The organism is Profundibacter sp. (assembly GCF_056498605.1).
Window position 1 is genome coordinate 1 of record NZ_JBSMEZ010000140.1, and the last position, 26000, is coordinate 26000.

General features: G+C 56.1%; 28 protein-coding genes. 9 read left to right on the plus strand and 19 right to left on the minus strand.

Annotated elements, in window-relative coordinates; all coding sequences use genetic code 11:
• On the plus strand, positions 1-132 hold a 132-nt coding region (locus tag ACWB12_RS13845), incomplete at its 5' end, for an aldehyde dehydrogenase family protein (protein WP_479530704.1).
• Between the two features lie 71 nt (positions 133-203).
• On the opposite strand, the gene ACWB12_RS13850 is transcribed toward ACWB12_RS13845, so the two are convergent.
• The 11 genes from ACWB12_RS13850 to ACWB12_RS13900 all read right to left on the minus strand — a co-directional run bounded on the left by ACWB12_RS13850 (position 204) and on the right by ACWB12_RS13900 (position 11481).
• Positions 204-893, minus strand: coding sequence for an endonuclease NucS domain-containing protein (locus ACWB12_RS13850; RefSeq protein WP_479530680.1), 690 nt, complete (start codon positions 891-893; stop codon positions 204-206).
• Positions 894-1007: 114 nt separating this feature from the next.
• Positions 1008-2129: a beta-ketoacyl-ACP synthase III gene (locus tag ACWB12_RS13855; protein ID WP_479530681.1), complete on the minus strand. Its 1122-nt coding sequence runs from the start codon at positions 2127-2129 to the stop codon at positions 1008-1010.
• A gap of 56 nt (positions 2130-2185) precedes the next feature.
• A complete protein-coding gene (locus tag ACWB12_RS13860) occupies positions 2186-2836 on the minus strand; it encodes an RluA family pseudouridine synthase (protein WP_479530682.1) in 651 nt (216 codons plus the stop codon).
• 55 nt (positions 2837-2891) lie between these two features.
• Positions 2892-5336: a GcvT family protein gene (locus tag ACWB12_RS13865; RefSeq protein ID WP_479530683.1), complete on the minus strand. Its 2445-nt coding sequence runs from the start codon at positions 5334-5336 to the stop codon at positions 2892-2894.
• Positions 5337-5345: 9 nt separating this feature from the next.
• The gene (locus ACWB12_RS13870; RefSeq protein ID WP_479530684.1) at positions 5346-6239 is read right to left on the minus strand and encodes a homocysteine S-methyltransferase family protein; all 894 of its coding nucleotides are present in this window, start codon (positions 6237-6239) and stop codon (positions 5346-5348) included.
• Positions 6236-8680 (minus strand): GcvT family protein, encoded by a 2445-nt coding sequence (locus ACWB12_RS13875; protein WP_479530685.1) that lies wholly within the window; start codon positions 8678-8680, stop codon positions 6236-6238. Before ACWB12_RS13875 ends, ACWB12_RS13870 begins: the two co-directional genes overlap by 4 nt.
• 13 nt (positions 8681-8693) lie before the next feature.
• The gene (locus ACWB12_RS13880) at positions 8694-8843 is read right to left on the minus strand and encodes a hypothetical protein (RefSeq protein WP_479530686.1); all 150 of its coding nucleotides are present in this window, start codon (positions 8841-8843) and stop codon (positions 8694-8696) included.
• A gap of 59 nt (positions 8844-8902) precedes the next feature.
• On the minus strand, positions 8903-9070 hold the full coding sequence (locus ACWB12_RS13885) for a GFA family protein (protein ID WP_479530687.1): 168 nt from the start codon (positions 9068-9070) through the stop codon (positions 8903-8905).
• Between the two features lie 11 nt (positions 9071-9081).
• The gene (locus tag ACWB12_RS13890) at positions 9082-9654 is read right to left on the minus strand and encodes a helix-turn-helix domain-containing protein (RefSeq protein ID WP_479530688.1); all 573 of its coding nucleotides are present in this window, start codon (positions 9652-9654) and stop codon (positions 9082-9084) included.
• Positions 9655-9847: 193 nt separating this feature from the next.
• Positions 9848-10303 carry a GAF domain-containing protein gene (locus tag ACWB12_RS13895; protein WP_479530689.1) on the minus strand — a complete coding sequence of 152 codons (456 nt, stop codon included), beginning with the start codon at positions 10301-10303 and terminating at the stop codon, positions 9848-9850.
• Complete coding sequence (locus tag ACWB12_RS13900) at positions 10303-11481, minus strand: acetyl-CoA C-acyltransferase (protein ID WP_479530690.1); 1179 nt, start codon at positions 11479-11481, stop codon at positions 10303-10305. Before ACWB12_RS13900 ends, ACWB12_RS13895 begins: the two co-directional genes overlap by 1 nt.
• An 88-nt stretch (positions 11482-11569) precedes the next feature.
• Here ACWB12_RS13900 and ACWB12_RS13905 point away from each other — a divergent pair, with 88 nt between their 5' ends.
• The 3 genes from ACWB12_RS13905 (at position 11570) to ACWB12_RS13915 (ending at position 14220) form a co-directional block, all read left to right on the plus strand.
• Positions 11570-11914 (plus strand): STAS domain-containing protein, encoded by a 345-nt coding sequence (locus tag ACWB12_RS13905; protein ID WP_479530691.1) that lies wholly within the window; start codon positions 11570-11572, stop codon positions 11912-11914.
• Positions 11915-11948: 34 nt separating this feature from the next.
• Complete coding sequence (locus tag ACWB12_RS13910) at positions 11949-12410, plus strand: ATP-binding protein (RefSeq protein WP_479530692.1); 462 nt, start codon at positions 11949-11951, stop codon at positions 12408-12410.
• A gap of 229 nt (positions 12411-12639) precedes the next feature.
• Positions 12640-14220, plus strand: coding sequence for a gamma-glutamyltransferase family protein (locus tag ACWB12_RS13915; protein WP_479530693.1), 1581 nt, complete (start codon positions 12640-12642; stop codon positions 14218-14220).
• A 40-nt stretch (positions 14221-14260) separates the two neighbouring features.
• On the opposite strand, the gene hspQ is transcribed toward ACWB12_RS13915, so the two are convergent.
• Positions 14261-14587 (minus strand): heat shock protein HspQ, encoded by a 327-nt coding sequence (gene hspQ, locus ACWB12_RS13920; RefSeq protein WP_479530694.1) that lies wholly within the window; start codon positions 14585-14587, stop codon positions 14261-14263.
• Between the two features lie 84 nt (positions 14588-14671).
• Here hspQ and ACWB12_RS13925 point away from each other — a divergent pair, with 84 nt between their 5' ends.
• Entirely contained in the window at positions 14672-15553 is an 882-nt protein-coding gene (locus ACWB12_RS13925; RefSeq protein WP_479530695.1) for an AEC family transporter, read from the plus strand.
• Between the two features lie 80 nt (positions 15554-15633).
• The gene (locus tag ACWB12_RS13930) at positions 15634-16221 is read left to right on the plus strand and encodes a transglycosylase SLT domain-containing protein (RefSeq protein WP_479530696.1); all 588 of its coding nucleotides are present in this window, start codon (positions 15634-15636) and stop codon (positions 16219-16221) included.
• A gap of 19 nt (positions 16222-16240) precedes the next feature.
• On the opposite strand, the gene ACWB12_RS13935 is transcribed toward ACWB12_RS13930, so the two are convergent.
• The 4 genes from ACWB12_RS13935 to ACWB12_RS13950 form a co-directional block, all read right to left on the minus strand.
• Positions 16241-16843, minus strand: a complete 603-nt coding sequence (locus ACWB12_RS13935; protein WP_479530697.1) for a LolA family protein — start codon at positions 16841-16843, stop codon at positions 16241-16243.
• Between the two features lie 67 nt (positions 16844-16910).
• Positions 16911-19733: a DNA translocase FtsK gene (locus tag ACWB12_RS13940; RefSeq protein ID WP_479530698.1), complete on the minus strand. Its 2823-nt coding sequence runs from the start codon at positions 19731-19733 to the stop codon at positions 16911-16913.
• Positions 19734-19746: 13 nt separating this feature from the next.
• Positions 19747-20928, minus strand: a complete 1182-nt coding sequence (locus ACWB12_RS13945) for an aminotransferase class I/II-fold pyridoxal phosphate-dependent enzyme (RefSeq protein WP_479530705.1) — start codon at positions 20926-20928, stop codon at positions 19747-19749.
• A gap of 117 nt (positions 20929-21045) precedes the next feature.
• Positions 21046-22377 (minus strand): amidase, encoded by a 1332-nt coding sequence (locus tag ACWB12_RS13950; RefSeq protein ID WP_479530699.1) that lies wholly within the window; start codon positions 22375-22377, stop codon positions 21046-21048.
• An 83-nt stretch (positions 22378-22460) separates the two neighbouring features.
• Here ACWB12_RS13950 and ACWB12_RS13955 point away from each other — a divergent pair, with 83 nt between their 5' ends.
• On the plus strand, positions 22461-23687 hold the full coding sequence (locus tag ACWB12_RS13955) for an FAD-dependent monooxygenase (protein WP_479530700.1): 1227 nt from the start codon (positions 22461-22463) through the stop codon (positions 23685-23687).
• A gap of 8 nt (positions 23688-23695) precedes the next feature.
• On the opposite strand, the gene ACWB12_RS13960 is transcribed toward ACWB12_RS13955, so the two are convergent.
• From ACWB12_RS13960 to trxA, 3 genes are read right to left on the minus strand one after another with little or no spacing between them, the layout of a single operon-like run.
• Complete coding sequence (locus tag ACWB12_RS13960) at positions 23696-23878, minus strand: Trm112 family protein (protein WP_479530701.1); 183 nt, start codon at positions 23876-23878, stop codon at positions 23696-23698.
• On the minus strand, positions 23875-24513 hold the full coding sequence (locus tag ACWB12_RS13965; protein ID WP_479530702.1) for an LON peptidase substrate-binding domain-containing protein: 639 nt from the start codon (positions 24511-24513) through the stop codon (positions 23875-23877). The genes ACWB12_RS13960 and ACWB12_RS13965 overlap by 4 nt, the downstream gene beginning before the upstream one ends.
• Before the next feature lie 13 nt (positions 24514-24526).
• The gene (gene trxA, locus ACWB12_RS13970) at positions 24527-25438 is read right to left on the minus strand and encodes a thioredoxin (protein ID WP_479530703.1); all 912 of its coding nucleotides are present in this window, start codon (positions 25436-25438) and stop codon (positions 24527-24529) included.
• A gap of 195 nt (positions 25439-25633) precedes the next feature.
• Between trxA and ACWB12_RS13975 the strand changes: the two genes are divergently transcribed.
• Both ACWB12_RS13975 and ACWB12_RS13980 read left to right on the plus strand, forming a co-directional pair.
• Positions 25634-25897: a hypothetical protein gene (locus ACWB12_RS13975; RefSeq protein WP_479530707.1), complete on the plus strand. Its 264-nt coding sequence runs from the start codon at positions 25634-25636 to the stop codon at positions 25895-25897.
• Positions 25836-26000, plus strand: a 165-nt coding sequence (locus ACWB12_RS13980) for an MBL fold metallo-hydrolase (protein ID WP_479530706.1), incomplete at its 3' end; no start/stop codon positions are given. The genes ACWB12_RS13975 and ACWB12_RS13980, both read left to right, overlap by 62 nt.

The window sequence follows — 26000 nt, forward strand, 5'->3', positions numbered from 1 at the left end:
ATCAACGGCACATCGCGTGGTGCCGGTGCGCCGTTTGGTGGCTACAAACAGTCCGGTTCAGGGCGCGAAGGCGGCGTCTGGGGGCTGGATGATTTCCTCGAGGTGAAATCGGTGAGCGGTTGGGTGGAGTAGGTTGGGGTTCCCTCCCACCATCCACTGCGCAACCAAGTGAAACATAGGGTGGGTAACCCCCACCCTACAAACTACTCATCAAGCCCATGAGCTTCTCGCAGAGCAAATGAAACCTCATACTCATACAAAAACACATCTGGTGAGATTGTTTTTGCAAACCGGAGATTGCGACTTACTGTTTTTGAAACAATTACCCCATAAACATTTCGATCTTTGCCAATGGTTTTCTTGAGCCATCCCATATAGCGCGCAACCTGCCCAAAAGCTCTATCAGGACTATTAGCCCTTTTTAATTCAAACACATAAAAGCTATCATTTTCGTCAACCGCAAGAATATCAATTCGACCGACATCAGTTTGGTATTCCACCCCGTCTCTGTCCATTTCATCCACATAAACACGGAGCTTTTTCCCGCCTATGTCAATTGATCCCATATTTGACGCTATAAAATCTCGCAGCTGATATTCTAGTGAAAATGATGTCTCGACATTTTCATCACCCTCTTCTTCTACGCCTCCAAGAACATCATTCACTCTAGATATATCACCGCCACTACTTGGAGGAAAAAGCCTAACTTCATCATGTGTATCTTGTCGCTTCCAACCTAGCTTCTTAAGTCCTGCCCTCAGTGTGTGTGATGTGTTTTGCGTTGTCATCCCGTCAGGTAATTGTTCGGGATTAGAACGCAACCACTCCTTCAAAGGATGCACCTCCACGCCACCTGCTACATTCGGAATTACTACAAGATGCCGTTGAGCCATTTATCAGTCCTTCAAATTGAAAGCGTTTGCGTCAAACATTTATTTTGGTGTCCGTCTCAAACACAAATCATATGGAATTCATATGCTAATCATATGCAATTCATATACACGATTTCACGCCTTTTTCACAATCACCGACCCCACCGAATACCCCGCCCCGAACGAGCAGATAATCCCCAGATCCCCGGATGCAAAATCGTCCGAGAATTTGGAAAATGCGATGATCGATCCCGCCGACGATGTATTGGCATAATCCTGCAAAATATTCGGCTGCTCGCCCGCTTCCTGCACCCGCCCCAGCACCTTTTTGCCAATGAAATCATTCATCGCCTTATTGGCCTGATGCAGCCACATCCGGCGCAGATCATCCGGTGCAATCCCGTTATCCGCCAGATGCCCCAGCATATGCTTGGCGACAATCGGCAGCACCTCTTTAAACACTTTGCGCCCGTTTTGCATGAACTGCATATCGCGCCTATCCATCACCCCGTCAGGCCGCGAGCGACGTAAAAACCCATTATTATTCCGTATGTTATTTGAAAACTGCGTCAGGCAACGGGTCGAGATAATATCGAAATGATCGCCCGCCGCATCCTCTTTTCGCTCAATCAAGGTGGCCGTGCAAACATCGCCAAAAATGAAATGGCAATCACGGTCCCGCCACTCCAGATGCCCCGAACAAATTTCAGGGCTCACCACCAGAATGGCCCGCGCCGACCCACTACGAACCATGTCCGCCGCCGCCTGAATGCCAAAGGTTGCGGATGAACAGGCCACATTCATATCAAAGCCAAAGCCCTGCACACCCAGCAATTCCTGCACCTCGATCGCAATCGCCGGATAGGCCCGCTCCATATTCGACGCCGCCACAATCACTGCGTCCACATCACCAGATGTTTTCCTCGCTGATTTCAAAGCCTTAGCACAAGCATCAACCGCCATTTCAGCCATAATCCCCGGCTCGTCACCCGCCCTTTGCCGCAACAAAGGGTGCATCACTTCAGGGTCCAAAACGCCGCTTTTATCCATCACATACCGCTGGTGAATCCCGCTGGCTGCTACAATGAAATCAACACTGGAATAGGCTTTGGCCTCGATTTCTCCAGCCGCAATCGCCGCATTATTTTCTTCATTGAACAGATCAACATAGGCATTAAACGCCTCGACCAGTTCCTCGTTTGTGATGGTTTCAGGGGGTGTAAAAACCCCTGTCCCCGAAATGACCGGCTGATGCATCTATCTACTCCTTTGGCGCTTGTAAATAAGGCCCCGATCACCCAGAACGTCAACCCCTAGAACGGACACTTGGCCTTAAACGTCAGCCCCTTGCCGCCATCGGGATGACGAACGCGTATACTCTCGGCATGCAACATCAGACGCTTCGCATCCCGCGCCTCGCCGGTCGCATAGAATGGATCACCCAGAATGGGGTGCCCGATCTCGCGCATATGCACCCGCAACTGATGGCTACGCCCCGTCTGCGGAAACAGCCGCACCCGTGTTGCCCGCTCCTCGTATTTCACGACCCACCAATCGGTCACCGCCTGCTTTCCATTCTCATGATCCACATGCTGCAAGGGCCGGTTCGGCCAATCCACGATCAACGGCAAATCCACAGTGCCTTGCCGCTCCTCCAGCCGCCCGAACACCCGCGCCACATAGACCTTCTTCACTTGGCGCTTTTCAAACTGCAGTCCCAAATGCCGTTGCGCATGCCGCGTCATCGCAAACACCATCACGCCGGATGTATCGCGGTCCAAACGATGCACCAATAATGCGTCGGGAAACACCGCTTGAACCCGCGAAATCAGACAATCCGCCAGATGCTCACCCTTTCCAGGCACCGACAATAACCCTGACGGTTTATCCACCAACAACAGCTCATGGTCATGGTGCAAAATCACCAGTGGATCATCGGGCGGGGAATATGTATCGCTAAACATCAGGCTTCTTCGCACGGCCAGCATTTTTGTTCCACAAATATCCGCGCCGCAGGCATTAAACCTTCACCCGCTCCGATTTAGGATCATACATTGGACGCAAAGATACCTCGGCCCCTACCCGAACCCCTGCAACATCCACCTCATAGGATGACGCCAGAACTTCTGCCATGCTCTCGCCCGAACACGGCACATACCCCATCCCGATCGCGGCCCCCAGATGGTGCCCGTATGATCCCGACGACAGATAGCCGACGATCTCGCCATCGCGCAGCACAGGCTCGTTGTGATACAGCAACGGCTCCGCATCGTTCAACCTAAACTGGAGCAAACGGGCGTCTAGCCCGTTTTCCTTTTTCTTCAAAACCGCATCGCGCCCGATGAAATCCGACTTCTCCGTTTTCACCGCAAAGCCCAGCCCCGCCTCAAGCACATGGTCGTCACAGGAAATATCATGGCCGAAATGCCGGAAACCTTTTTCAATCCGACATGAATCCATCATATGTATCCCGCACAGCTTCAGCCCTATGTCCTGCCCTGCGCCGTACAACACCTCGAACACATGCGCCGCCTGATCCGCCGAAACGTAAACCTCCCAGCCCAGCTCGCCGACATAACTGACCCGATGCACCCGCGCCAACCCCATACCGATCTCGATCTCCTGCATAGTGCCAAACGGATTGACCGTATTGCTAAAGTCATTCGGCGACACCTTTTGCATCAGCGTCCGCGCATTCGGCCCCATCACCGCCAACACACCCTCGCCCGCTGTCACATCGGTGATCACCGCATTGAAATCTCCCAGATGACGGCGCAGCCACGCCTGATCTGCAGGCCGCGTCGCGGATGGCGTCACCACCAGATAGGCCATTTCCGACAGACGCGTCACGGTCACATCCGCCTCGATCCCGCCCTTCACATTCAAAAACTGCGTGTAGACAATCTTGCCCACAGGCACCGACATATTCGCACCACAGACATAGTTCAAAAACGCCTCCGCCTCGCACCCCTCAACCCTGATTTTACCGAACGACGACATGTCATACATGCCTACATTTTCGCGCACCGCACGGTGCTCGGCCGCTGCATTTTCAAACCAGTTTTGCCGTTTCCACGTATATCGATACTCCTGTTCCTGACCCTTATCGGCAAACCAGTTGGCCCGCTCCCATCCAGCGCTTTCGCCCATCACAGCCCCCTGTTCCAACAGATGCGCATGAAACGGCGAACGGCGAATGCCGCGTGCTGTGGCCTTTTGGCGAAACGGGAAATGGTCGGCATATAACAGACCCAGAGTTTCCTTTGAGCGTTCAAACAAATAGGTCTTGTTCCCCTGAAACGGCTGCATCCGCGCAATATCAACATCACCCAGATCAAACGGTTTTTCGCCGTCATTCATCCACTGTGCCAGCGCCATGCCCGCCCCGCCCGCTGATTGAATACCAGTCGAGTTGAACCCCGCCGCGACATAGTAATTGTCCAGCTCCGGCGCTTGGCCCAGATGATAGGCATCATCCGGTGTAAAGCTTTCCGGCCCGTTGAAAAACGTGTGGATCCCCGCCTCGGCCAGCAGTGGCATCCGGTTTATTGCTCGCTCTAGAATTGGCTCAAAGTGATCAAAATCCGCTGGCAACTGGTCAAATTCAAAATCTTTCGGGATGCCATCCATACCCCAAGGTTTGGAATTTGGCTCGAACGCGCCCAGCAGGAATTTGCCCGCATCCTCCTTGTAATAGGCACATTCATCGGGCACACGCAGCACGGGTAATTGCTCCAACCCCTTGATCGGTTCAGTCACAATATAGAAATGTTCGCAGGCATGCAGCGGCACACTGACCCCCGCCATGCGCCCGACTTCATGAGCCCACATTCCTGCGCAGTTGACCACAAACTCAGCGTCGATATGACCACTGTCCTCGTCGGTTTCCCAGTCAACGCCAGTGACGCGCCCATCCGCCTGACTGATCGCTGCTACCCGCACATGCTCGAACACTTGCGCCCCATTCATCCGCGCACCTTTGGCCATCGCCAGCGTAATGTTGGCCGGATCGCCCTGCCCGTCACCCGGCAGATAAACCCCTGCCACAACGTCATCAACATTCAGATGCGCATACCGCTCCTTGACCTCTTGCGCCGTGATTTCCTCAACCTCGACCCCGAACGCCCGCGCCATTGCCGCACCGCGAAACAGCTCTTCGCGCCGATCCTCTGTTAGGGCCACCGTGATTGATCCACAGGTCCGTAACCCCGTTGCAATGCCGGTTTCATCCTCCAGCGTCAGATATAATTCCTTGGTATATTTCGCCAGTTTGGTCATGGTTGATGAGGACCGCAATTGCCCGATCAACCCCGCCGCGTGCCATGTCGTACCGCTGGTCAGTTGTTTGCGCTCCAGCAACACCACTTCTTTCCAGCCCAGTTTGGCCAGATGATAGGCAACAGAGCAGCCAACAACCCCGCCCCCGATGATAACGGCGCGGGCTTTATCAGGGATTTGTTTCATCTCAATTTCTCACACTATTTGGTATCCCGCGGCCTTTAGCGCACGGGCAAGTTCGGTTATGTGGGCCGGTCCCACCTCGCAACAGCCACCGACAATGGTGGCCCCTTGTTCAACCCAGTCCAGCGCGTATTTGGCATAGGCCTCGGGGCCCAGATCACGCCGTGCGCTTAATGCATCAACCGTTGGTTTGTCGGCCAGAAAATCTTTGGTGATTTGTTCAAACCCGTTGGCATAAGCACCATAGGGCAACCCGCATTTCGACAGCGCCTTTAGCGCCGTCGTCATCACCTCGGGGGCCGAACAATTCGCCAGCAACGCCGCCGCCCCGTCCGCCGCTATGGCGCATACGCCTGCAACCGCCTCACCCGAGCGCAGCAATGTGCCATCCTCGTCATCCACCGTCACCGACAACCAGACGGGTTTACCCGCCGCCTTCACCCCTTCCAGCACCGCGCGCGCATGGGGGAGTGACGCGACCGTTTCACAAATGATAAAGTCCACCGACGGGGCCAGAATGCGCGCGATCTCGGCATATTTCTCCACCGCTTCATCATGCGGCGGGTGCAGCTCGGGGCGATAGGACGCCGCAAGCGGCCCAATTGATCCGGCGATCCTGACACCGGGTCGTCTCTTGGTTGCGGCCTGCACCTCGCCCAAAGCGCAGCGGTGCAGTTCCTCAAAACGGTCTTCTAACCCTGTGCCAATGAACCTGTCACGATGGATCGCATAGGTGTTGGTTGTGGCCACCGTTGCGCCCGCATCGAAATAGTCCTGATGGATTTCCTGCACCATACCGGGATGATCCAGCATCACTTGGGTTGCCCACAGAGGTGTCGGATTTTCCGGCGCACGACGGGTCAGTTCCTGCCCCATACCGCCGTCCAAAAGGGTGATCTTTCTCATGTCCGTATCCTCTTGTTTTCAGCATCCCACAATGGTGCATCTTCTTGCACCACGGCTTGTCGTCGCTCACCGTAAATCTCGACCTCAAGCTCGGTGCCCACCACTGCCAAATCACTGCGCAACATACCCAGCGCAATGGATGCATTCACCCGATACCCCCAACCGCCAGATGTGGTTTCACCCACCACCTGACCGTCATGCCAAAGGGTCGACATATAGGGTGCGTCCGCATCACCAGCATCCACAATCAGGGTGACAAAGCGCTTGGCAACCCCCGCCTGTTTCTCGGCCAACAATGCCGCTTTGCCGGTGAAATCCTGCGGTTTGTCGAGCCTCACAAACCGCTCCAGCCCACCTTCAAGCAAACTGTAGTCGGTGGACAAATCGCCTTTCCACGCACGATACCCTTTCTCTAACCGCAACCGGTCCAGCGCATACATGCCAAAGGGTTTGGCCCCCGCCGCCGTCACCGCATCCCAGACCGCAGGGGCATCAGCAACATCGCAATGCACTTCCCAACCCAGCTCGCCCGCGAAGGACACCCGCAGCAGGTAACAGAGCTTGCCCGCAACGGATGCTTCTTGATAAGTCAGCCAGCCCTTAGCCAGATCAGCGTCCGAAATCCCTGCCAGAATCTCGCGGGCCTTTGGCCCCGTCACCAGCAAGCATTCCATTTCGTCAGAGTTATCCGTAACCGTGATCCCTTCCGGCGCTTGGCGTGATAACAACTCGCCATCATGCCACTGCGCCGTGGCGGCCGTGATCAAATCAATCTCGTCCTCGGAGCGCGGGGTCATCGACATTTCCGTCACGATCCGTCCGCGGGTATCGGCGAAATAGGCCAAGCCCACGCGCCCCACGGAAGGGATATTTGAGGCCGTCAGCCCATCGAGCCATTCGTGCGCCCCAACGCCCGCCACGTTCAACCGTGTGAACCCCGAAATCGCTAGTACACCGCAGCTATCACGCACGACCTCGCATTCCTCACGGATGCGCGCCTCCCAAGGCCCATCACGCAGCCACGTTTGCGTTGCGCCGTGCGAGGTGTCATCGCCCGCTTTGGCAAACCAGTTGGCCCGCTCCCAGCCATTATAGGCCCCCATCACAGCGCCCGCATCCAACAGGCGGGACTGCAACGGTGACAGACACTGATCGCGCGCCGCCTCCCATTCATGGTGCGGGAAATGCATGGCGTATTCATTGCCGTAAACCTCGATCCCCTTGGCCACACAGTAGTCATCATCGGCAAACCCGGTAAAACGGCGCGGGTCGCACGACCACATATCCCATTCGGTTTCCCCTTCGGTGACCCACTCGGCCAGCACCTTTCCAGCCCCACCCGCTTGCGCGATGCCAAAGGTAAACACGCAGGCCTCGAAGGCATTTTTCACGCCCGGCATCGGTCCGATCAGTGGCAAACCATCGGGCGTGTAGGGGATCGGCCCGTTGATCACCTTGTTGACACCCGCTGTGCCCAGCATCGGCACCCGCGCCATCGCGTCCTCGATATACCATTCCAACCGATCCAGATCGTCAGGATACAGCTGGAACGAAAAATCATCCGGCAACGGGTCATCTGGCGTCACCCAATGCGCTTTACAGTTCTTCTCATAAGGTCCCAAATTCAGCCCGTATTTTTCCTGCCGCAGGTAGTAGGAACTATCGACATCACGCAGCAACGGCAGCTTAGCCCCGCCCTCACGGCTCCACGCTTCCAACTCGGGGATTTCATCTGTTAGCATATACTGATGGCTCATCACCATCATCGGCACGCGCCGCCCACCATAGGGGCGGAACCACTCGCCAACCCGTTGGGCGTAATAGCCCGCCGCATTGACCACAAATTCACAGCGGATTTCACCCTTTTCGGTCTCAACCACCCAGTCGTCACCGTCACGACGCACCCCCGTTGCGGGCGTAAAGCGCAAAACCTTTGCCCCCAAATCCCGCGCGCCCTTGGCAAAGGCCTGCGTCATCTGGGATGGATCAATATCGCCATCATAGGGGTCAAACAGCGCCCCCTCCAGATCGTGGATTTCAAGGAATGGATAACGCGGCTTGATATCGTCCACCCCCAGCATTTCGATATCCATGCCTTGATAGCGACCCATGCCACAGGCGCGCTTAAACTCCTGCATCCGCTCCTTGGAATGGGCCAGACGTACCGACCCGGTGACGTGGTAATTCATCGGATAATCCACAGCATCGCCCAGCCCGCGATACAGTTCGGTTGAATAGCGCTGCATGTTCATAACAGACCAAGATGTGGAAAACGTCGGCACATTCCCCGCCGCGTGCCACGTGCTGCCTGCGGTCAATTCGTTCTTTTCCAGCAGAACGCAATCAGACCAGCCCGCCTTGGCCAGATGATACAACGATGATGTGCCAATCGCGCCACCACCAATGATGACCACACGGGCTGTTGTTGGGAAATTTGCCATATTTCTCGTCCCTTTATTGCTCTTGCACCAGACCATCAGAGATATCGTAGTAATCCCCCTGATCCTCCACAAAGATGTGTTTTTGCAATTTCAATCCGGTTGGCCCGTCCAATGAGCCGAGACTAAACGAGGTCGCGCCTTCCCCATGTTGACGCCAAAACAAAAACGCCCCGCAGGTGCCACAGAATCCGCGCTCGGCGGTCTTGCTTGAGGCATACTATTTCAAGCCCTATCCCGCGTGATCGTTAGTGCTGCATCCGGCGCAAAGCCCGAAGCCCAGAGGTGCCCCGATTGCTTGCGGCACTGGCTGCAATGGCAGACCGACAATCCTGCAACCTCCCCCGTCACTTCATACTGAGCCGCCCCGCACAGACATGACCCTTTATGCATTATACTCTCCCTCAATAGACCGGCGGCGCGATCACCCAGATCGCAACAGCGGGTGTGTCATACGGGTTGGACCAGCGATGCACCTCACCACGAATGCGAAAACTGTCGCTGGGGTTGATGGTGAACTTGCGGCCGGCAATCCACAGATCCAACCGTCCTGAAACCAGATATCCCACCTCTTGCGTTGGGCGGCTTATGGCATCGGCAATCTCGGAATGCGGCTGAAAGGTTGAATGCACCACCTCAAAATCATCCGTTAGATCGGGCGATAGCAGCTCCTCGATCAACCCTGCCTCATTGGTGCCAATACTGCGCCGCGCCCCTTTGCGCACCACATAGCCCTCCTCGCCAGCAGGGGCGGCCGCATGGGCAAACAACATCGAGACCGACACCTCCAGCGCGGCTGCAATCAGGCGCAGATCTGTTACCGATGGCTCGGACAAATCACGCTCGACTTGGCTTACCCATCCAACCGATCGTCCCAACTGGTCCGCCAACTCAACCAATGTCACCCCGCGCGCCTTGCGGATGGCCCGCAAATCCGCGCCAAGTGTTTTGGGGTGTGTCGGATCAGAGTGTAGCATGTCTTGAAATTACCTATGAAATTTTCACGTATAATTTCATTATTGCCGACAATTTGATTCCCCGCAAGCAAAATCATGGTTTCTTTTTCGTGAGAATATCCCCGCCGGAGGCCAAAAGTCAGGCCGAGCAAAGCGAGGCCGCCGCCGACCATAAGTCCGCGCCCCGCAGGGGTGCTGACGTTGGGCGGCAACCCTATAAGTGGCCAAACACTGCCGCAATTATCTGCGCCAACCTCTCCGCATCCAGCCCATCAAATGCATCCGGTTGATTGCTATCAATGTCAAACACTCCCAACAGCGCCCCGCCTTGTCCCAACACTGGCAACACCAATTCGCTGCGAGTGGACGACGCACAAGCAATATGCCCTTCAAATGCCTCGACATCCGGCACCAACTGCACCTCGCCGGTGCGCGCCGCCGCACCACAAACCCCGCGCGAAAACGGGATCACCAAACAACCGTGCCCGCCCTGATAGGGGCCGATTTTCAACAGATCACCCCCGACATTGCGATAAAACCCCGTCCAGTCGAACCGGTCGTCCGAATGATGCACCTCGCAAGCCACCGTCGCCATCAGTGACACGACATCGCCCTCGCCCTCAGTCAGCGACGCAACAGCCTTGGCCAGCACATCATAATCAACCCGCATCAGACCAGTTCAATGGCAATCGCCGTGCCTTCTCCGCCGCCAATGCATATCGCCGCCACACCGCGTTTCAACCCGCGTTTTTCCAGCGCATTCAGCAGCGTCACAATAATCCGTGTGCCAGACGCTCCAATCGGGTGGCCCAACGCACAAGCGCCGCCATTCACATTCACAATGTCGCGTGAAATACCCATTTCATGCATGAACGCCATCGGCACCACGGCAAAGGCCTCGTTGATTTCCCACAGGTCAACATCATCCACTGTCCAGCTGATATTGGCCAATAATTTCTGCGCCGCGGGCACGGGGGCGGTGGTAAACCAGCCCGGCGCTTGTGCATGACTGGCATGGCCCAGAATTCGCGCCCGCACGGTCAGCCCCGCGTCTTTGGCAGCCTCTTCCGAGGCCATCACCAATGCCGCCGCCCCATCAGAAATGGACGATGCATTGGCCGCCGTCACCGTGCCGTCCTTGGCAAAGGCAGGACGCAATTGCGGTATCTTTTCAGGCCGCGCCTTGGCGGGTTGCTCGTCCGCCGAAACCTCGCTTTCCCCACGGCGGGTTGTCAATGTAACAGCCGCAATCTCGCCCTCAAACGCGCCGCTTTCCTCAGCTACCAAAGCGTTCGACAAAGACGTCAGTGCAAACTCATCCTGCGCCTCGCGGGTGAACTGGTACTTCTCCGCGCAATCCTCGGCAAATACCCCCATCAGGCGACCCTTGTCATAGGCATCCTCCAGTCCGTCCAGAAACATGCTGTCTTGCACATTTTGGTGGCCGATCCGTGCCCCGCCACGCATTTTTGGCAATAAATACGGCGCTTTGGTCATGCTCTCCATACCGCCCGCCACCATAATACCGGTCGCGCCCAGCGCGATCTGGTCAAATGCGACCATCGCGGTTTTCATGCCTGATCCGCACATTTTATTCAGCGTGGTTGCGGGCACTTCTTCGCCCAGTCCAGCCGCAAATCCGGCTTGGCGTGCCGGTGCTTGCCCCAATCCGGCTGGCAACACACAGCCCATCAAAACCTCCTCAACCTGCTCGGGCTTGACCCCAGCCCCCTCAATCGCCGCCCTGATCGCGGCGCCCCCCAAAACGGGCGCCTCCACATCGGCAAACACCCCCTGAAAACCACCCATTGGTGTCCGGGCTGCCCCTGCGATGACGACATTTTTCATGGCTCTATCCTTCATTATTTTCATTCGCATACCGATTGGTAACGATTGCCCGTTAATCTGCCCATATCGAACTACGACGGAGTATAAGATGCAACTGGAAACCGTAAACCGCGACGATGCTATCATCGTCACTGCCCTGATGGATCGCATTGATGCTGTGATAGCCATCCAGTTCAAGGATGACATGCGCGAAGCGTGCGAAAATGGACCCGCCCGTGTGGTGCTTGACCTTGGGAGCGTCCGATTTATCGATAGCAGCGGCCTTGGCGCAATTGTCGCCACTATGAAATTACTGGCCCCTGATCAAAAACTGGAACTGGCCGGCCTTACCCCGACGGTTGATAAGGTGTTTCGCCTAACCCGCATGGACAGCGTTTTTGCCATCCACGCCGATGCAAACGCCGCATTTACCGACATTGCGCATGCATCCTGACCACCTGATCCAACTAAGGCACAAAGCACAGGCAATGCCCCCACAACAGAACCATGTTTCCGAGCTGCATCTCACCTTTCCAGGCACGACTATTGCTGTGCGCAAGGCGCTTTCCGACACCCTTGCGGCCCTGCGTTTTCTGGACTTATCGCCGGAAGAAACCGGCACAGTCGAACTGGTATTGGCCGAGGTTATGAACAATATTGTCGAGCATGCCTATGCTGATAATCCCGATGGCATGATCGAACTGGGGATCACGCCTACGCCAAATGGTTTGTCTTGCCGATTGTATGATGATGGGCACCCGATGCCAGACGGCATGGTGCCTCTGGGTGGAAATCCATCACTGGATTGCGCTGTAGGCGATTTGCCCGAAGGCGGATTCGGCTGGTTTCTGATTCGGGATTTAGCCCATAATCTGGAATACACACGATCTAGCGGCAAAAATCGGCTGACATTCCGTATTGCCGTCGGGCATGCACAATTTCAATCGTAAATCTTCCGAAAAAAGTGAAATGGCCGCAATGATGCCATAATGCGCCCCAATCCAAGCCAGAATTAAGGGCGATAAGATAAGGGTAGCTGCATATAGCTTCCCTCGGCGTCGTGTTTAACAGCCCCCACCCAGTTCACGACGTCGAGGTTTACTACTCCCCCTAAATTTTAGAATTGGAATTGCGCCAAAGGCAGCCTAGGCTCTCGCTTGTCATTCAAGCGAGGAAACCATGCGCGATTATCACCTGCCCGGCCGCTCAGCCGTTTATGCCAGCAATGGGATGTGCGCGACGTCACATCCATTGGCAGCAAAAGTCGCCATTCAAATGCTCGAGGCGGGCGGCAATGCGGTGGACGCCGCCATCGCTGCCGCCGTCTTGTTAGGCATATGCGAGCCGCAAAGCACGGGGATTGGTGGCGATTGTTTTGTGCTGCTAAAGCCCACCAATAGCGAAGATGTAATCGCCCTGAACGGATCCGGCCGCGCACCTGCCGGACTGTCGGCTGAAAAAATCCGCGCTGATGGACATATAACCATTCCGCTGGGCAGCGTCGAGGCCGTGACCATCCCCGGTGCAATAGACGCCTTTTGCCGCCTGTCCAAAGACTGGGGCAAACTGGGGCTAAAAGCTACCTTTGCCCCCGCGATCCATTACGCCGAGGCAGGCGTGCCCGCCGCCCCGCGTGCGTCATTCGACTGGGCCGCGAACGCAATGCGCCTGCAAGGGGCTGCGCGGGAATTTTACCTGAATAATGGTGAACCCTTGACCGCAGGCCAGATATTTCGCGCCCCGATGCAGGCCGAAGTGTTACGCCGCATCGCGCTGGAAGGGCGCAAGGGGTTTTACGAGGGCGAAGTGGCCGAGGATATGGTCGCGTCCTTGCAGGCGATGGGCGGCAGCCACACACTGGACGATTTCGCAGCCACCGCCTGTGACTACACCGATCCGATCAGCGGCATTTACAAGGGTTACGAGTTGGTCGAGCATCCGCCAAACGGCCAAGGTGCCACCGCGATTTTAATGAACAATATCCTGTCGCGGTTCGACCTACCATCAATGGAGCCTTTCGGTGCCGCGCGTGCCCATATCGAGGCCGAAGCCGCCAAACTGGCCTATGACGCACGTAACCGTTTCATCGCTGATGCGGCCATGACTACGCGGCTGGACCACATGCTGGCCGATGAAACTGCGCAGAAGCTGGCCGATCTAATAGACCCGAAACGCGCAATGGATGCGCCTGCGGCCTTGTCTGAAAACGTTCACAAAGACACGGTTTATCTGACCGTGGTCGATAAGGACCGCATGGCGGTCTCGTTGATCTATTCGATCTACTACGCCTTTGGATCCGGCCTTGCCTCGGACAAATTCGGGATCAATTTCCAGAACCGTGGTGCAGGGTTCAACCTGACGGCGGGCCATCCGAACGAGGCTGGCGGCGGCAAGCGTCCGATGCACACCATTATCCCGGGAATATTAAAACAGGATGGTCGCGTGATCATGCCGTTTGGCGTGATGGGCGGGGCGTATCAGCCCAACGGGCACACTCGGTTCCTGACCAACATGGTCGATTTCGGACTACACCCACAGGCCGCAATCGACGCGCCGCGCTGTTTTTCAGACGAAGGCGTGATGAATGTGGAGCGTGGATATACCGATGCGGTTCGTCAGAAACTGGCGGATATGGGGCACAACGTCAGCATTCCTGCGGGGGCTATTGGCGGGGCGCAGGCCATCCGGATTGACCATGATGCGGGCGTTCTGATCGGCGCGTCTGATCCACGCAAAGACGGCTGCGCACTGGGGTATTAATGCAAATCCAATCCATGATGCTAATTTGATTGGATGCACGCTAGTTTAGCTGAAACTGCAACGGATACTGGCCATCTTCAAAATCACCGAACAGATCGGGCAGATCAGGGTGGCTAATCGGCTCGCCGGTATAATCGGCAATCAAGTTTTGTTCAGACACATAAGCCACATAATAGCTTTGGTCGTTTTCGGCCAAAAGATGGTAAAACGGCTGGTCTTTGTTGGGGCGCACTTCTTCTGGAATGGCCTCGTACCAGTCTTCGGTATTTGCAAACATTGCGTCCACATCGAACACCACACCCCGAAAAGGGTGCTTGCGATGACGCACAACTTGTCCCAAATGATACTTCGCATGTGATTTTAGCATTGCGTTACAGCCCCCGTGCGTCGTTATTAATGCGTAAATCAGGGTCTTGTCCATGTGATTTGGGGCAAAATAAGGAAACAGTTTGTGGACCAATTTCTAACAGTCCTTGAAATCGTTACACCTGTGTTCCTGTTGGGGGCTATCGGGTTTACGTGGGTCAAGTCGGGATTCGAGTATCGGGTCGAGTTTGTCACACGTCTGGCGATGACCCTATCGGTGCCCTGCCTGATTTTCACATCCCTGATGCAAACCGAGATTGACCCAACCGCGCTAGCCACCCTGTCGCTGGCCGCATTGGCGGCATATGGCGCGGTCACTGTGGCCTCGTATTTGATGATTCAATTCACCGGTTTGGGCCACCGCACCTATCTTGCCCCTGTTATATTCGGCAACACCGGAAATCTGGGCCTACCGCTGGCGCTGTTTGCATTTGGGCAGACGGGGTTGGGTTATGCGGTGGTGGTGTTTGCCATCATGGCAATCCTGTCGTTTACCTTCGGGGTCTGGCTGGTGTCGGGCGGGGGATCACCCCTGAAAGCCCTAAAAGAGCCCATCGTCGCCGCCACCCTACTGGGTGCGTTGTTTATGTGGATGGGTTGGCAAACCCCCAAACCAATAACCAACACGCTGGAATTAATCGGCCAAATGGCCATCCCGATTATGCTGCTAACGCTGGGCGTGGCCGTTGCACGTCTGAAACCGGGGCGGATGGGGCGGGCTGTTTGGCTGTCGCTGGCCAAAGTGGTGATATGCATTGGTGCTGCATGGGTTGTGGGCCGCTGGCTGTCACTGCCACCCGTTGCATTCGCCGTATTGGTGATGCAGGTTTCAACACCTGTGGCGGTCACATCCTATATGCTGGCCGAAAAATACGGCGCGAATTCCGATGCGGTGGCAGGGCTGGTCGTGGTCTCGACCGTGCTTTCTGTGGTCACAATCCCGCTGACGCTGGTTTTTCTGCTGTGATTGGGCAATTTGACGTTTTACCGCTCCTGAAAAATACGCTAAGCTGACTGCAATAATATAAAAATATAAGCGAGAGGCATATGAGCAGACTTCTTCGCGCGACAGTATTGACGATTCTTGTGGCCTCTTGCGGGGGCGGTGGAAACTATTCCGCGCCGCGCAATCTGGACGATGCCTGTAGTATCCTTGATCAGCGCCCGACATTCCTGAAAGCCATGCGCAAATCCGAACGTCGCTGGGGTATCCCCGTGCATGTGATGATGGCCACCATCTATCAGGAAAGCAAATTCATCGGCAACGCCCGCACCCCGTTTCGTTATGTTCTGGGTGTCATTCCGATGGGGCGGCAATCCTCGGCTTATGGGTATTCTCAAGCGCTGGACGCGACGTGGAAAGAGTACAAGCGCGGCCCTGGCCGCAACGGCGCAAAACGCGATGATATCGGTGATGCCACCGATTTCATGGGGTGGTATATGTCGCAATCGACCGAACGTCTGGGTATTGCAAAAACCGATGCCCGCAATCAGTATCTGGCCTATCATGATGGACGCGGCGGATATGCCCGTGGCACGTACCGCAGCAAGCCGTGGCTAATCAGGATTGCGAGCGAAATCGAGACGCGGTCGGATAATTACCGTGGGCAATTACGCGCCTGTGGTAAATCCTGATAGATTAATGAAAGCGGGGTTATAGGCCCCGTTTTTCAGCCTCGAACACAATATTGAACAGGGTCGAGCGCAGCTGAACACCTTTGGTCAATTCGTTCAGAATAAGCGTGGTTTCCCCGCCAGTGCCATCAACAATCACCCATTGGCGCAGCTCGATCGGGTTTGCGGTGAACAGCAGGCGGATTTGTCCGTATTCGGGATGTTTTGGGTCTTGGGCCACAACCGTTGTGCTTTTGCCGTCTGACGTATGTGCGACAACCATTTTGGCGCGCGCCAGATTGACGTTCTTTTGCAGGATCAGGTTAAGCGGCGTTCGCTTTAGCGGATATTGCTCCGGACCCTGATTGGATTTCCCGTCAAATATCGCAACCTGCCCGCCGCCAGCCATAACAAGGCTTTTGTCAGGTGGATTATATTCAAACCGCACACGCCCCGGACGCTTGATAAAAATCGTGCCGGTTGAAATGGTGCCATCATTGTTAATCTGGGTAAACCCGCCTTTGGCGGTGGTGAACTTGTTCAGATAGGCTGACAGCTTGTTCAGCGAGATTTTCTCGGCTGACACAGGCAAGGCCAAGGCAACCCATAAAAAGGGCACGATCAAAAGGCGTAAATGTTTCATATTCTCTACTTAATCATCAATCAGGCGGATTCCAGCCCTTACTGTCATTCGCAGGCCTATGAGCAACTTAATGCTGTTCCGGTATCAGGATTTCACGCTTGCCCACATGGTTCGCAGCACTGACCAGCCCCGAATCCTCCATCTGCTCAACCAAACGCGCGGCCTTGTTGTATCCGATTGCCAGTTTGCGCTGGATATAGCTGGTGGAACATTTTCGGTCCTTCACCACAATCGCCACCGCCGTATCATAAAGTGCGTCCTCGCCATCGGTGTTGCCACCCAGCCCTAGCACTTGATCAATGCTGCTTTCGGCATCGCCTTCCGGCCCTTCAACCACACCGCTCACATATTCCGGCGCACCAAAACTCTTCAGGTGATTGACGATTTCCTCGACCTCTTCATCACTCACAAACGGGCCGTGCACACGGGTGATTTTCGCGCCACCCGCCATATACAACATATCGCCCATGCCCAACAGCTGCTCGGCACCCTGTTCCCCCAGAATGGTGCGGCTGTCGATTTTGCTGGTCACCTGAAACGAAATACGTGTGGGAAAGTTGGCCTTGATTGTGCCGGTGATCACATCCACCGACGGACGCTGCGTGGCCATAATCAGGTGGATGCCCGACGCCCGCGCCATTTGCGCAAGGCGCTGGATACAGGCCTCGATTTCCTTACCGGCCACCATCATCAGGTCGGCCATCTCGTCGACCACCACCACGATATAGGGGATGGTTTCAGGTGCAAATTCTTCGGTCTCGAAAATCGGGTCACCGGTTTCATCGTCAAATCCGGTCTGCACCGTGCGGCTGAACATCTCGTTTGCGGCTTGGGCAGCTTTGACGCGGCTGTTATAGCCCTCAATGTTGCGAACACCCATTTTGCTCATCTTACGATAGCGTTCCTCCATTTCGCCTACTGTCCATTTCAGCGCAACAACGGCCTTTTTCGGGTCGGTCACAACAGGGGACAACAGATGCGGGATACCGTCATAGACGGACAGTTCCAGCATTTTGGGGTCGATCATAATCAGGCGGCATTCTTCCGGTGTCAGCTTATAAAGCAAGCTCAGGATCATCGTGTTGATCGCCACCGATTTACCCGAACCCGTGGTTCCGGCAATCAACAGGTGGGGCATCTTTGCCAGATTGGTAACGATCGGATCACCGCCAATATCCTTACCCAGCGCAAGCGGTAAACGCATGTTGCTATCACCAAAATCACGGGTTTGCAGAATTTCACGCAGCATCACCTTTTCGCGGTGCTCATTGGGCAGCTCGATACCGATTACTGATCTGCCAGGTACGGTAGAAACCCGTGCCGATAGCGCCGACATGGATCGCGCAATATCATCGGCCAAACCGATGACACGGCTGGCTTTCAAACCGGGGGCTGGCTCCAGTTCATACATCGTTACCACAGGACCGGGGCGTACGCTGACGATGTCACCTTTGACACCGTAATCATCCAGAACATTCTCCAGCATCCGCGCGTTTTGCTCTAATGATTCATCCGACAACTGGTGGCGCTGAATGTCCACATGGCTTTCCAGCAATGACAGCGGTGGGTGCTCGTAGGCCACCTTCTTGTCTTCAAATTGCAACTTGGGTTGGGCTTCGGCTTTGGCCTGACGCGATGTTGGTGATGCTTTACGCACCCCGTTCTGGACCACGGGTTTTGGGGCCATTGCGGGCTGCACCACCGGCGCGGGCTCTGCTGTGGGTTCAAACATCATCGGACCTTGCGCTGGAATTTCGCTCGCCTGCATTTGCGGTTCTGTATTCAAAACCAGCGGCTGTGGGCCGTTGCGACGGGTCACTTGCGGCTCGGCACGCACGGCTGTCAGCGTTGGCACTTGGCGCACACGCTGTTTAATCGCATCCGAAATCCGTGCCTTGATCCGGTCCTCGCCGATTTCTTCACCATAAACATCCGGTGCCAGTTCCGGTTCGATCAACTCTGGCTCGGGGTCTGGTAGACGGTTCATCAATGACGCCAGCAAACCCTGTTTAACGGGCTGCTCCGGCATTTCCTGCACGTTCTCGACTGCCTGATATGCATTCGCCTGCTGAACAACCGGCGGCTCGGCCCGCACCACAGATGCGGGGCGGTGCACAGGTGCTGGCACAGCGGCATAGGCCGCAGCCTCGGCAGCGGCGTCTTCGGCATCAGCGCGAACCCGTTCCTTGCGCACTGCATTCTTTTCCTGAACCACACGCGCCGCAATCGCTGCCCCACGCGCACTTTTACCCAATAAGGTCATCAAGCCAGCATAGGCCATGACAACACCAACCAGCAGAAAGCGCACGAAGCGCTTCACCTCGGGCATGGTAAAACCCATTACAAACAACAGCATAGCAAGCATCGCCACGCCCATCAGGATCGCCACAAATTTCAAACCAAAGGCAGCGCTCACAGGCACCATACCCAGCACAGAGCCCAAAACCATATCGCCAAACAACCCGCCCAGACCAAAACTGTGGGTCCATTCCACCGATGGAACATGGGTAGACGCATAAACAGACAACAGCGCAATCGCGATTGGCGCGAAAATCAGGCGGCCAAGGGCACGTTCGGTGCCGTTATGGGTGGCAAACCGTGCGCCCCAAACCACCAGAACAATGGCAATCGCCCATGATCCCCAGCCAACAATCACAAACAACGGTGCGGCAATTGATGCGCCGAACCGGCCCAGCCAGTTTTGCACCGGCGCTTGGGATGCAGCCAGCCAGTTTGGATCAGACGGCGTATAAGACGCCAGCATCATCGCCACCAAAACGCCCAGCACCACCATACCAATGCCAATCAATTCCTTGCTGCGTCGCTCAATCGCCGCCTGCAATCTGGAATCCAGTAATGGGTCGCGCTGTTTTGCCGAATAGGATGCCATGTTTACCTTTTCCTCACGTATACAAGCAGCGTTTCAGGCGCATTAGCCCGTGCCGCATTTCTGTTTTTGGGGCCACCATTGCCACACGAATGTAGCCATGGCCCGGGTTTTTTTCGTCAACTTCGCGGCTAAGGTATGCGCCGGGCAAAACCCGCACGCCAGTTTCTTGCCATAACTTCAATGCCGCCGCTTCGCCGTCCACAACCGGTAGCCACAGGAAAAACCCTGCTTCGGGGCTAACATAGCCCTCGACATCACCGAAAATCTCATCGGCAATGTCGAATTTCTCAACGTATAGCGCACGGTTATCTTCCACATGCGCCTCGTCCGCCCAAACCTTCTCGGCCACCCTCTGCAACGGCAATGGCAACGGCGCGCCGGAAAAATCGCGCAGTTTTTTGATCCGCGCGATGGATTCTGGCCCACCCGCAACAAAGCCTGACCGCAACCCCGGCAGGTTGGAGCGCTTGGATAAAGAATGGAAAATCAGAACACGTTCAGGGTCCGCCCCCATTTCACGCGCCACCTGCAACGCACCCACTGGGGGCGTGTCACGGTATATCTCGCTATAACATTCGTCCGCGAAAATCTGGAAATCGTATTTCTCGGCCAACCCGATCAAATCCTGCCAGTATTCGCGCGACGCCACAGCACCCTGTGGATTAGAGGGCGAACAAATGTAGGCAACCGCCGTGCGGTTCAGCACATCATCAGGCAGGCCCACATAATCCGGTAAAAACCCGTTTTCCGCTGTCGCCGACACAAAAACCGGCTCGGCCCCGACCGACATCGCGGCGACAGCGTAAACCTGATAAAACGGATTGGGCGTCAGCACGATCGGCGCTTTGCCACCCTTGGTTTCGGCACATAACGCCATCGCCGCGTTATACAGCCCCTCGCGGGTGCCATTCACCGTTGAAATCTCGCTTGCGGCATCCACATCCACACCAAACCGCCGTTTCAGCCACGCTGATATTGACGCCAGTAATTCTGGTGTACCGGCATTTGGCGGGTATTTTTTGAACTCATGGTTGTTTTTGGCAATAATCTCCAAAATCCAGCCCGGAAAATCATGCTGCGGCTCGCCAATCGTCATATGCACCACATCACCGCCCGCTGCATGCGCGTCGAGAAGCCCGCGAAGACGCGGAAAAGCGTACTCTGGAAGGTTCGAAAACCGCTCAGGAAAGTCCATATCTGCCTCAAATGTCGGAGTCATTTCGCCCCGTTTGAGTTGAATCTAGACCAGCCCTGCGGCTGCGTCCAGAAAAACCCAAGGAAAATATGTAGTTGGGTGGTGTAGTTGTGGCATTTAGGCCAATGCGGCCTCGGCGGCTGACCCCAACCGCAACAGACGTTCTTCGCTTATTGGGGGGGTGAGAAACATGATACCACAAGATGCTGTGCCTGTGGGCAGTGTTAACCCCGCACAACCCATCAAATTTCCGATCCGCGTATTGCGCAATGCGTGCAGATTTTCAGTGATGTAATACTCGTGATCTGTCGCCAACAGGTGCAGATTTGGCGGTAATATTTGCGATGTCGGCATGATCACCGCATCATATCCGGCGGTGCGGGCATAATAAGCTTCGCGCAGTTCGCGCAAGCGCATCCACCCCTCGACAAACTCGACGCCCGAAAACGTCGCACCTGTCCGAAAACGTTCCAGAATTTCACTAAACATCTTGTCCGGTGCGGCCTCGATTTCCTTGTGCCACTGGGCATAGGCCTCGGTTGTGAATAACACTGCCGACAGCGCCAGCGCCTCGGTCACTTCGGGCGCGTCACCATTTTCAATCACGGCCCCCGCCACCTTCAACTTATCAACCGCACTCCTAAATGCTGCCATCGGCTCGTCGCGCACGCCTTGCATGGCTTCGGTCTGCAATATCATCAACCGCTTGCCTTTTAGCGACGCCCCCGCCAAATCCGCAGGATTGCTGCCTTCCAGCGCCGCCAACATCAACGCCGCATCTTCAACCGTGCGGCACAACGGCCCGACCGTATCAAAACTCTCGCATAATGGCACAACGCCCTTTAGCGACAGGCGGCCCGAAGTGGTTTTCAACCCGACCAGATTGTTCCACGCTGACGGTATCCGCACCGACCCGCCCGTGTCCGACCCGATGCCGCAAGCCGCCAGATCAAACGCCACAGACGTCGCCGCCCCTGATGATGATCCACCCGAAACCGCACCGGCATCATTCACACTGGGCGGGGTTTCGGTGACGGGATTATACCCCAGCCCCGAAAACGCCAGTTCCGACATATGGGTTTTGCCCAGACACACCAGCCCGGCTTCGGTCGCGTTTTTCAAAACCTCGGCGTCCGCATCCGGCACGCGACCCTTCAACAGCTCTGATCCCGCCTCGGTCACCACACCTGCCGTATCAAACAGGTCTTTCCATGAAATCGGCACCCCATCCAGCAGCCCGCGCCGGTTGCCGCTTTTGGCCCGCTCAGCCGCCGCGCCCGCCTCGGCCAACGCACGATCTTCGGTCAATCGCGCATAAATCCGGTGCTGCAATGGATGTGCCTTGATCGCATCCAGATACGTCTGCGCCAATTCCACCGGATCAATTTCCCCAGCACCAATCCCACGCCCCAAATCCGCCGCGCTCATTTTCAACCACTGCTTTGACATAGCCAGACCTTTCGTTGTTCCCGCGAACGGTAGCGGCCCTGCGGCGCATGGACAATCCCGAAAGCGGGGGCATATTATTGGATATGAAATTCGACTCGGACATTTTAATCATTGGCGGTGGCTTGAACGGCCCCGCCTTGGCGCTGGCCTTGGCCGATGGCGGGCTTAGCGTCACCATCATTGACGCGCTACCTGCCAATGTCCGTGGTGACGCGGGCTTTGACGGGCGTGGCTATGCGCTGGCGCTGGCCTCGCAACGCCTGCTGGCAGCGATTGGCGTCTGGGGCGATGTGGCGGCGCAAAGCCAACCGATTAACGAGGTAAAAATCACCGACGGGCGCGCTGGCGAAGGGCCATCGCCTTGGATACTGCATTTCAACAGTAACGAACTGGCCGAGGGTCCGATGGGCTATATGGTTGAGGATCGTTATCTTTACCGCGCGTTTCAGAATGGGTTGAAAAAGCATCCGTTGATTACGCAAATCAATGGCGAAACCGTGATTGAACAGGGTGTTGGTGTGGCGCATGTGACCGTGCAAACCGCCAGCGGGAAATCCCTGACAGGGCGCGTTTTAATCGGTTCGGACGGACGTAAAAGCGGCACCGCCGCGCGGGCGGGCATCAAACGCCACGGCCATGATTATAACCAGACCGCATTGGTCTGCGCTATTGAGCATGCCCAGCCCCACCACGGCATCGCGCATCAGTTTTTCATGCCACCTGGCCCCTTGGCGATCCTGCCACTGCCGGGCAATCGTTCCTCGATTGTCTGGAGCGAGGAAACAGATGAGGCGGCGCGGATCAACGCGCTACCAGACGCGGATTATCTCGCCTATCTACGCCCGCGGTTTGGCAGTTTCCTTGGTGAAATCAAACTGGCAGGTGCGCGGTTTACCTATCCGCTGAACCTGACGCTGGCCGACCATTTCATCGCGCCACGTCTGGCGCTGATTGGCGATGCGGCGCACGGGGTGCATCCGATTGCTGGCCAAGGCTTGAACCTTGGCTTGCGCGATGTCGGGGCCTTGGCCGAAGTGCTGATCGAGGCGAAACGGCGCGGCGAAGACATCGGGGCGGTGGATGTGCTGGAGCGTTATCAGGCATGGCGCCAGTTTGACACCACCACGCTGGCGCTGGCGACGGATGGTTTTAACAAATTGTTTTCAAATGATAATTCTCTGCTTCGGTTGGGTCGCGATATCGGGCTGGGCATCGTCAACGCCGTGCCGGCCCTGCGCCAACGTTTTATCCGCGAGGCGGCAGGGCTAACAGGGGACGTACCAAAGCTGTTGCAGGGGCGACAAATCTGATTGCCCCGTCAGTCCAGCTTGCGCGCCTCATCCACCAGCATCACTGGAATTCCATCCCTGATCGGAAACGCCAGATGCGCGGTTTTTGAAATCAGCTCTTGTGCCTCTGCGTCATAGCTCAAAGAGGCATGCGTCACCGGACAAACCATTGCCTCTAGCGTCTTACTGTCAAATTCACCTTCATGGCTCATTGCATCACTCCTTGACCATCACCGCGCCGCAACGCGAATTCCATTAATGTCACCAGCGTTTCGCGCCGCGTCGCTAGCGTCTTTGCCTCTAGCAACGCCTGTTTGTCTTCGGGCGAAAACGGGGCCATCATCGACAGTGAATTCACCAGCATCTCGGTCTCGGCTTGCCTCAGGTTATCCCAATCCGTATCCAGTTCCTCGACAGCAAAGAACCGTTCCAGTAGCGCTAAAAACCCATCGCGGTCGAACCCGTCATCATGTTCGGCCCCACCCAGATCACGCGTGAAATCCTGCCAATCAACCTTGGCTTGCAGGTAGGGCACAAACCCGTCGATCGGCTCCCCAAACCGGAACCGCGACACACCAGTTAGTGAAATCATATAACGCCCGTCATCGGTTTCGGTAAAGCTGGTCACCCGCCCCGCACAACCCACCGCGTGCATCCGCCCCTCGGCTTCCTTATCCATCGGTTGGATCATCCCGATCAACCGCTCGCGGGTTTTCAAAACATCCTCGAACATCGCCAGATAGCGCGGCTCGAAGATATTCAACGGCAAACGGGCCCGCGGCAAAACGATTGCGCCCGACAGCGGGAACAAAGGCAGTGTATCAGGCAGGTTTCCAGCAGGGATCATCGCGCGCGCCGCCCTACATGAATATCATGGACGTCAGCTTGCGACGCCCGTTCAAAACAATCGGATCATCCGCCTTTAGCGCGTCAAACACGGTAAACAACTGCGCCTTGGCAGCCCCGTCATTCCATTCGCGGTCACGGCGAAACAGTTCCAGCAACTCGTCCACAGCACCTTGTGCATCACCCGCCCCGTGCAGTGCCACTGCCAGATCCAGCCGCGCTTGATGGTTATCAGGGTCAGCATCAACAGCGCTGCGCAACTCGGCCACCGGCCCCGCATCCACGGCCTGTTTGGCCAGTTCGATCTGCGCATGGGCTGTTTCCAGCTCGGGTGTTTCAGAAATCTCGGCAGGGGCACCGTTCAACGTGGCCTCGGCCTGTTCCAAATCACCCAGCGCCAGATAGGACCGGACCAGACCACCATAGGCCGCTGCATTCACCGCATCTTCTTCCAGAATGGCCGCGAATGTTTCCTTGGCATCCGCCGCCTCGCCCTCGGCCAGCATGGCTTCAGCCGCTTCAATCGCATCCGCCAGGCCACCGTCGCCTTCCGGCCCCAACAGCGAAACCTTGTCAACAAAAGCCTTGATTTCGCTTGGCGGCACCGCGCCCTGAAACCCGTCCACCGGCTTGCCATCCACAAAAGCGTAAACCGTCGGGATCGACTGGATTTGCAATTGCGCCGCGATCTGCTGGTTCTCGTCGATGTTCACTTTGACCATCTTCACCTTGCCACCGGCGGCTTTCACCTCGGCTTCCAATGCAGGGCCAAGCGTTTTGCACGGCCCGCACCACGGCGCCCAGAAATCAACGATCACCGGCACCTCTTTGCTGGTTTCCACTACGTCAGCCATAAAGGTGGCCTCGGTGGTGTCTTTGATCAGATCGGCGGCGGGGGCATCAGCGCCCTGTCCCAGTTCAAGCATGTCATAATTCCATCAATTTGTTTGGTTGCGCCTTATATGTGCTTTTACGATGAAAAACCCAAGGGGTTTGTTGATATGTCGCAACCCCCGCACTACTTAAATCTGATGATTGACCAACCAAAGCCCGCCCCCCTCAGGCAAGGCAGATTTCATAACGACCCACCTGCCCCCCATATGGGCGAGGGCAGCAGCCATATGAAAATGCTTGGAAAATTCATGTCCCCGCGCAACAAGAATACCGTTCCCGCGGGGGATATTCCCGTTGTGCCGATCCTGCCTGCGGACCTGGAGGCACGGCGTAACGTGGGCGAAACCCATCTGTACCGGCTGGGCCATTCAACCATTCTGATGAAATTCGGGGCGGATTACTGGCTGACCGATCCGGTGTTCTCAAATCGTGCATCACCGGTTCCCTGGGCCGGACCAAAACGGTTTCACGCGCCCCCCCCTAACGGTTGACGACCTGCCGGCCCTTAAGGGCGTGATCCTGTCACACAATCACTATGACCACCTTGATAAATCGACCATCAAACGGCTGGCCCATAAGGTCGAACAGTTCATC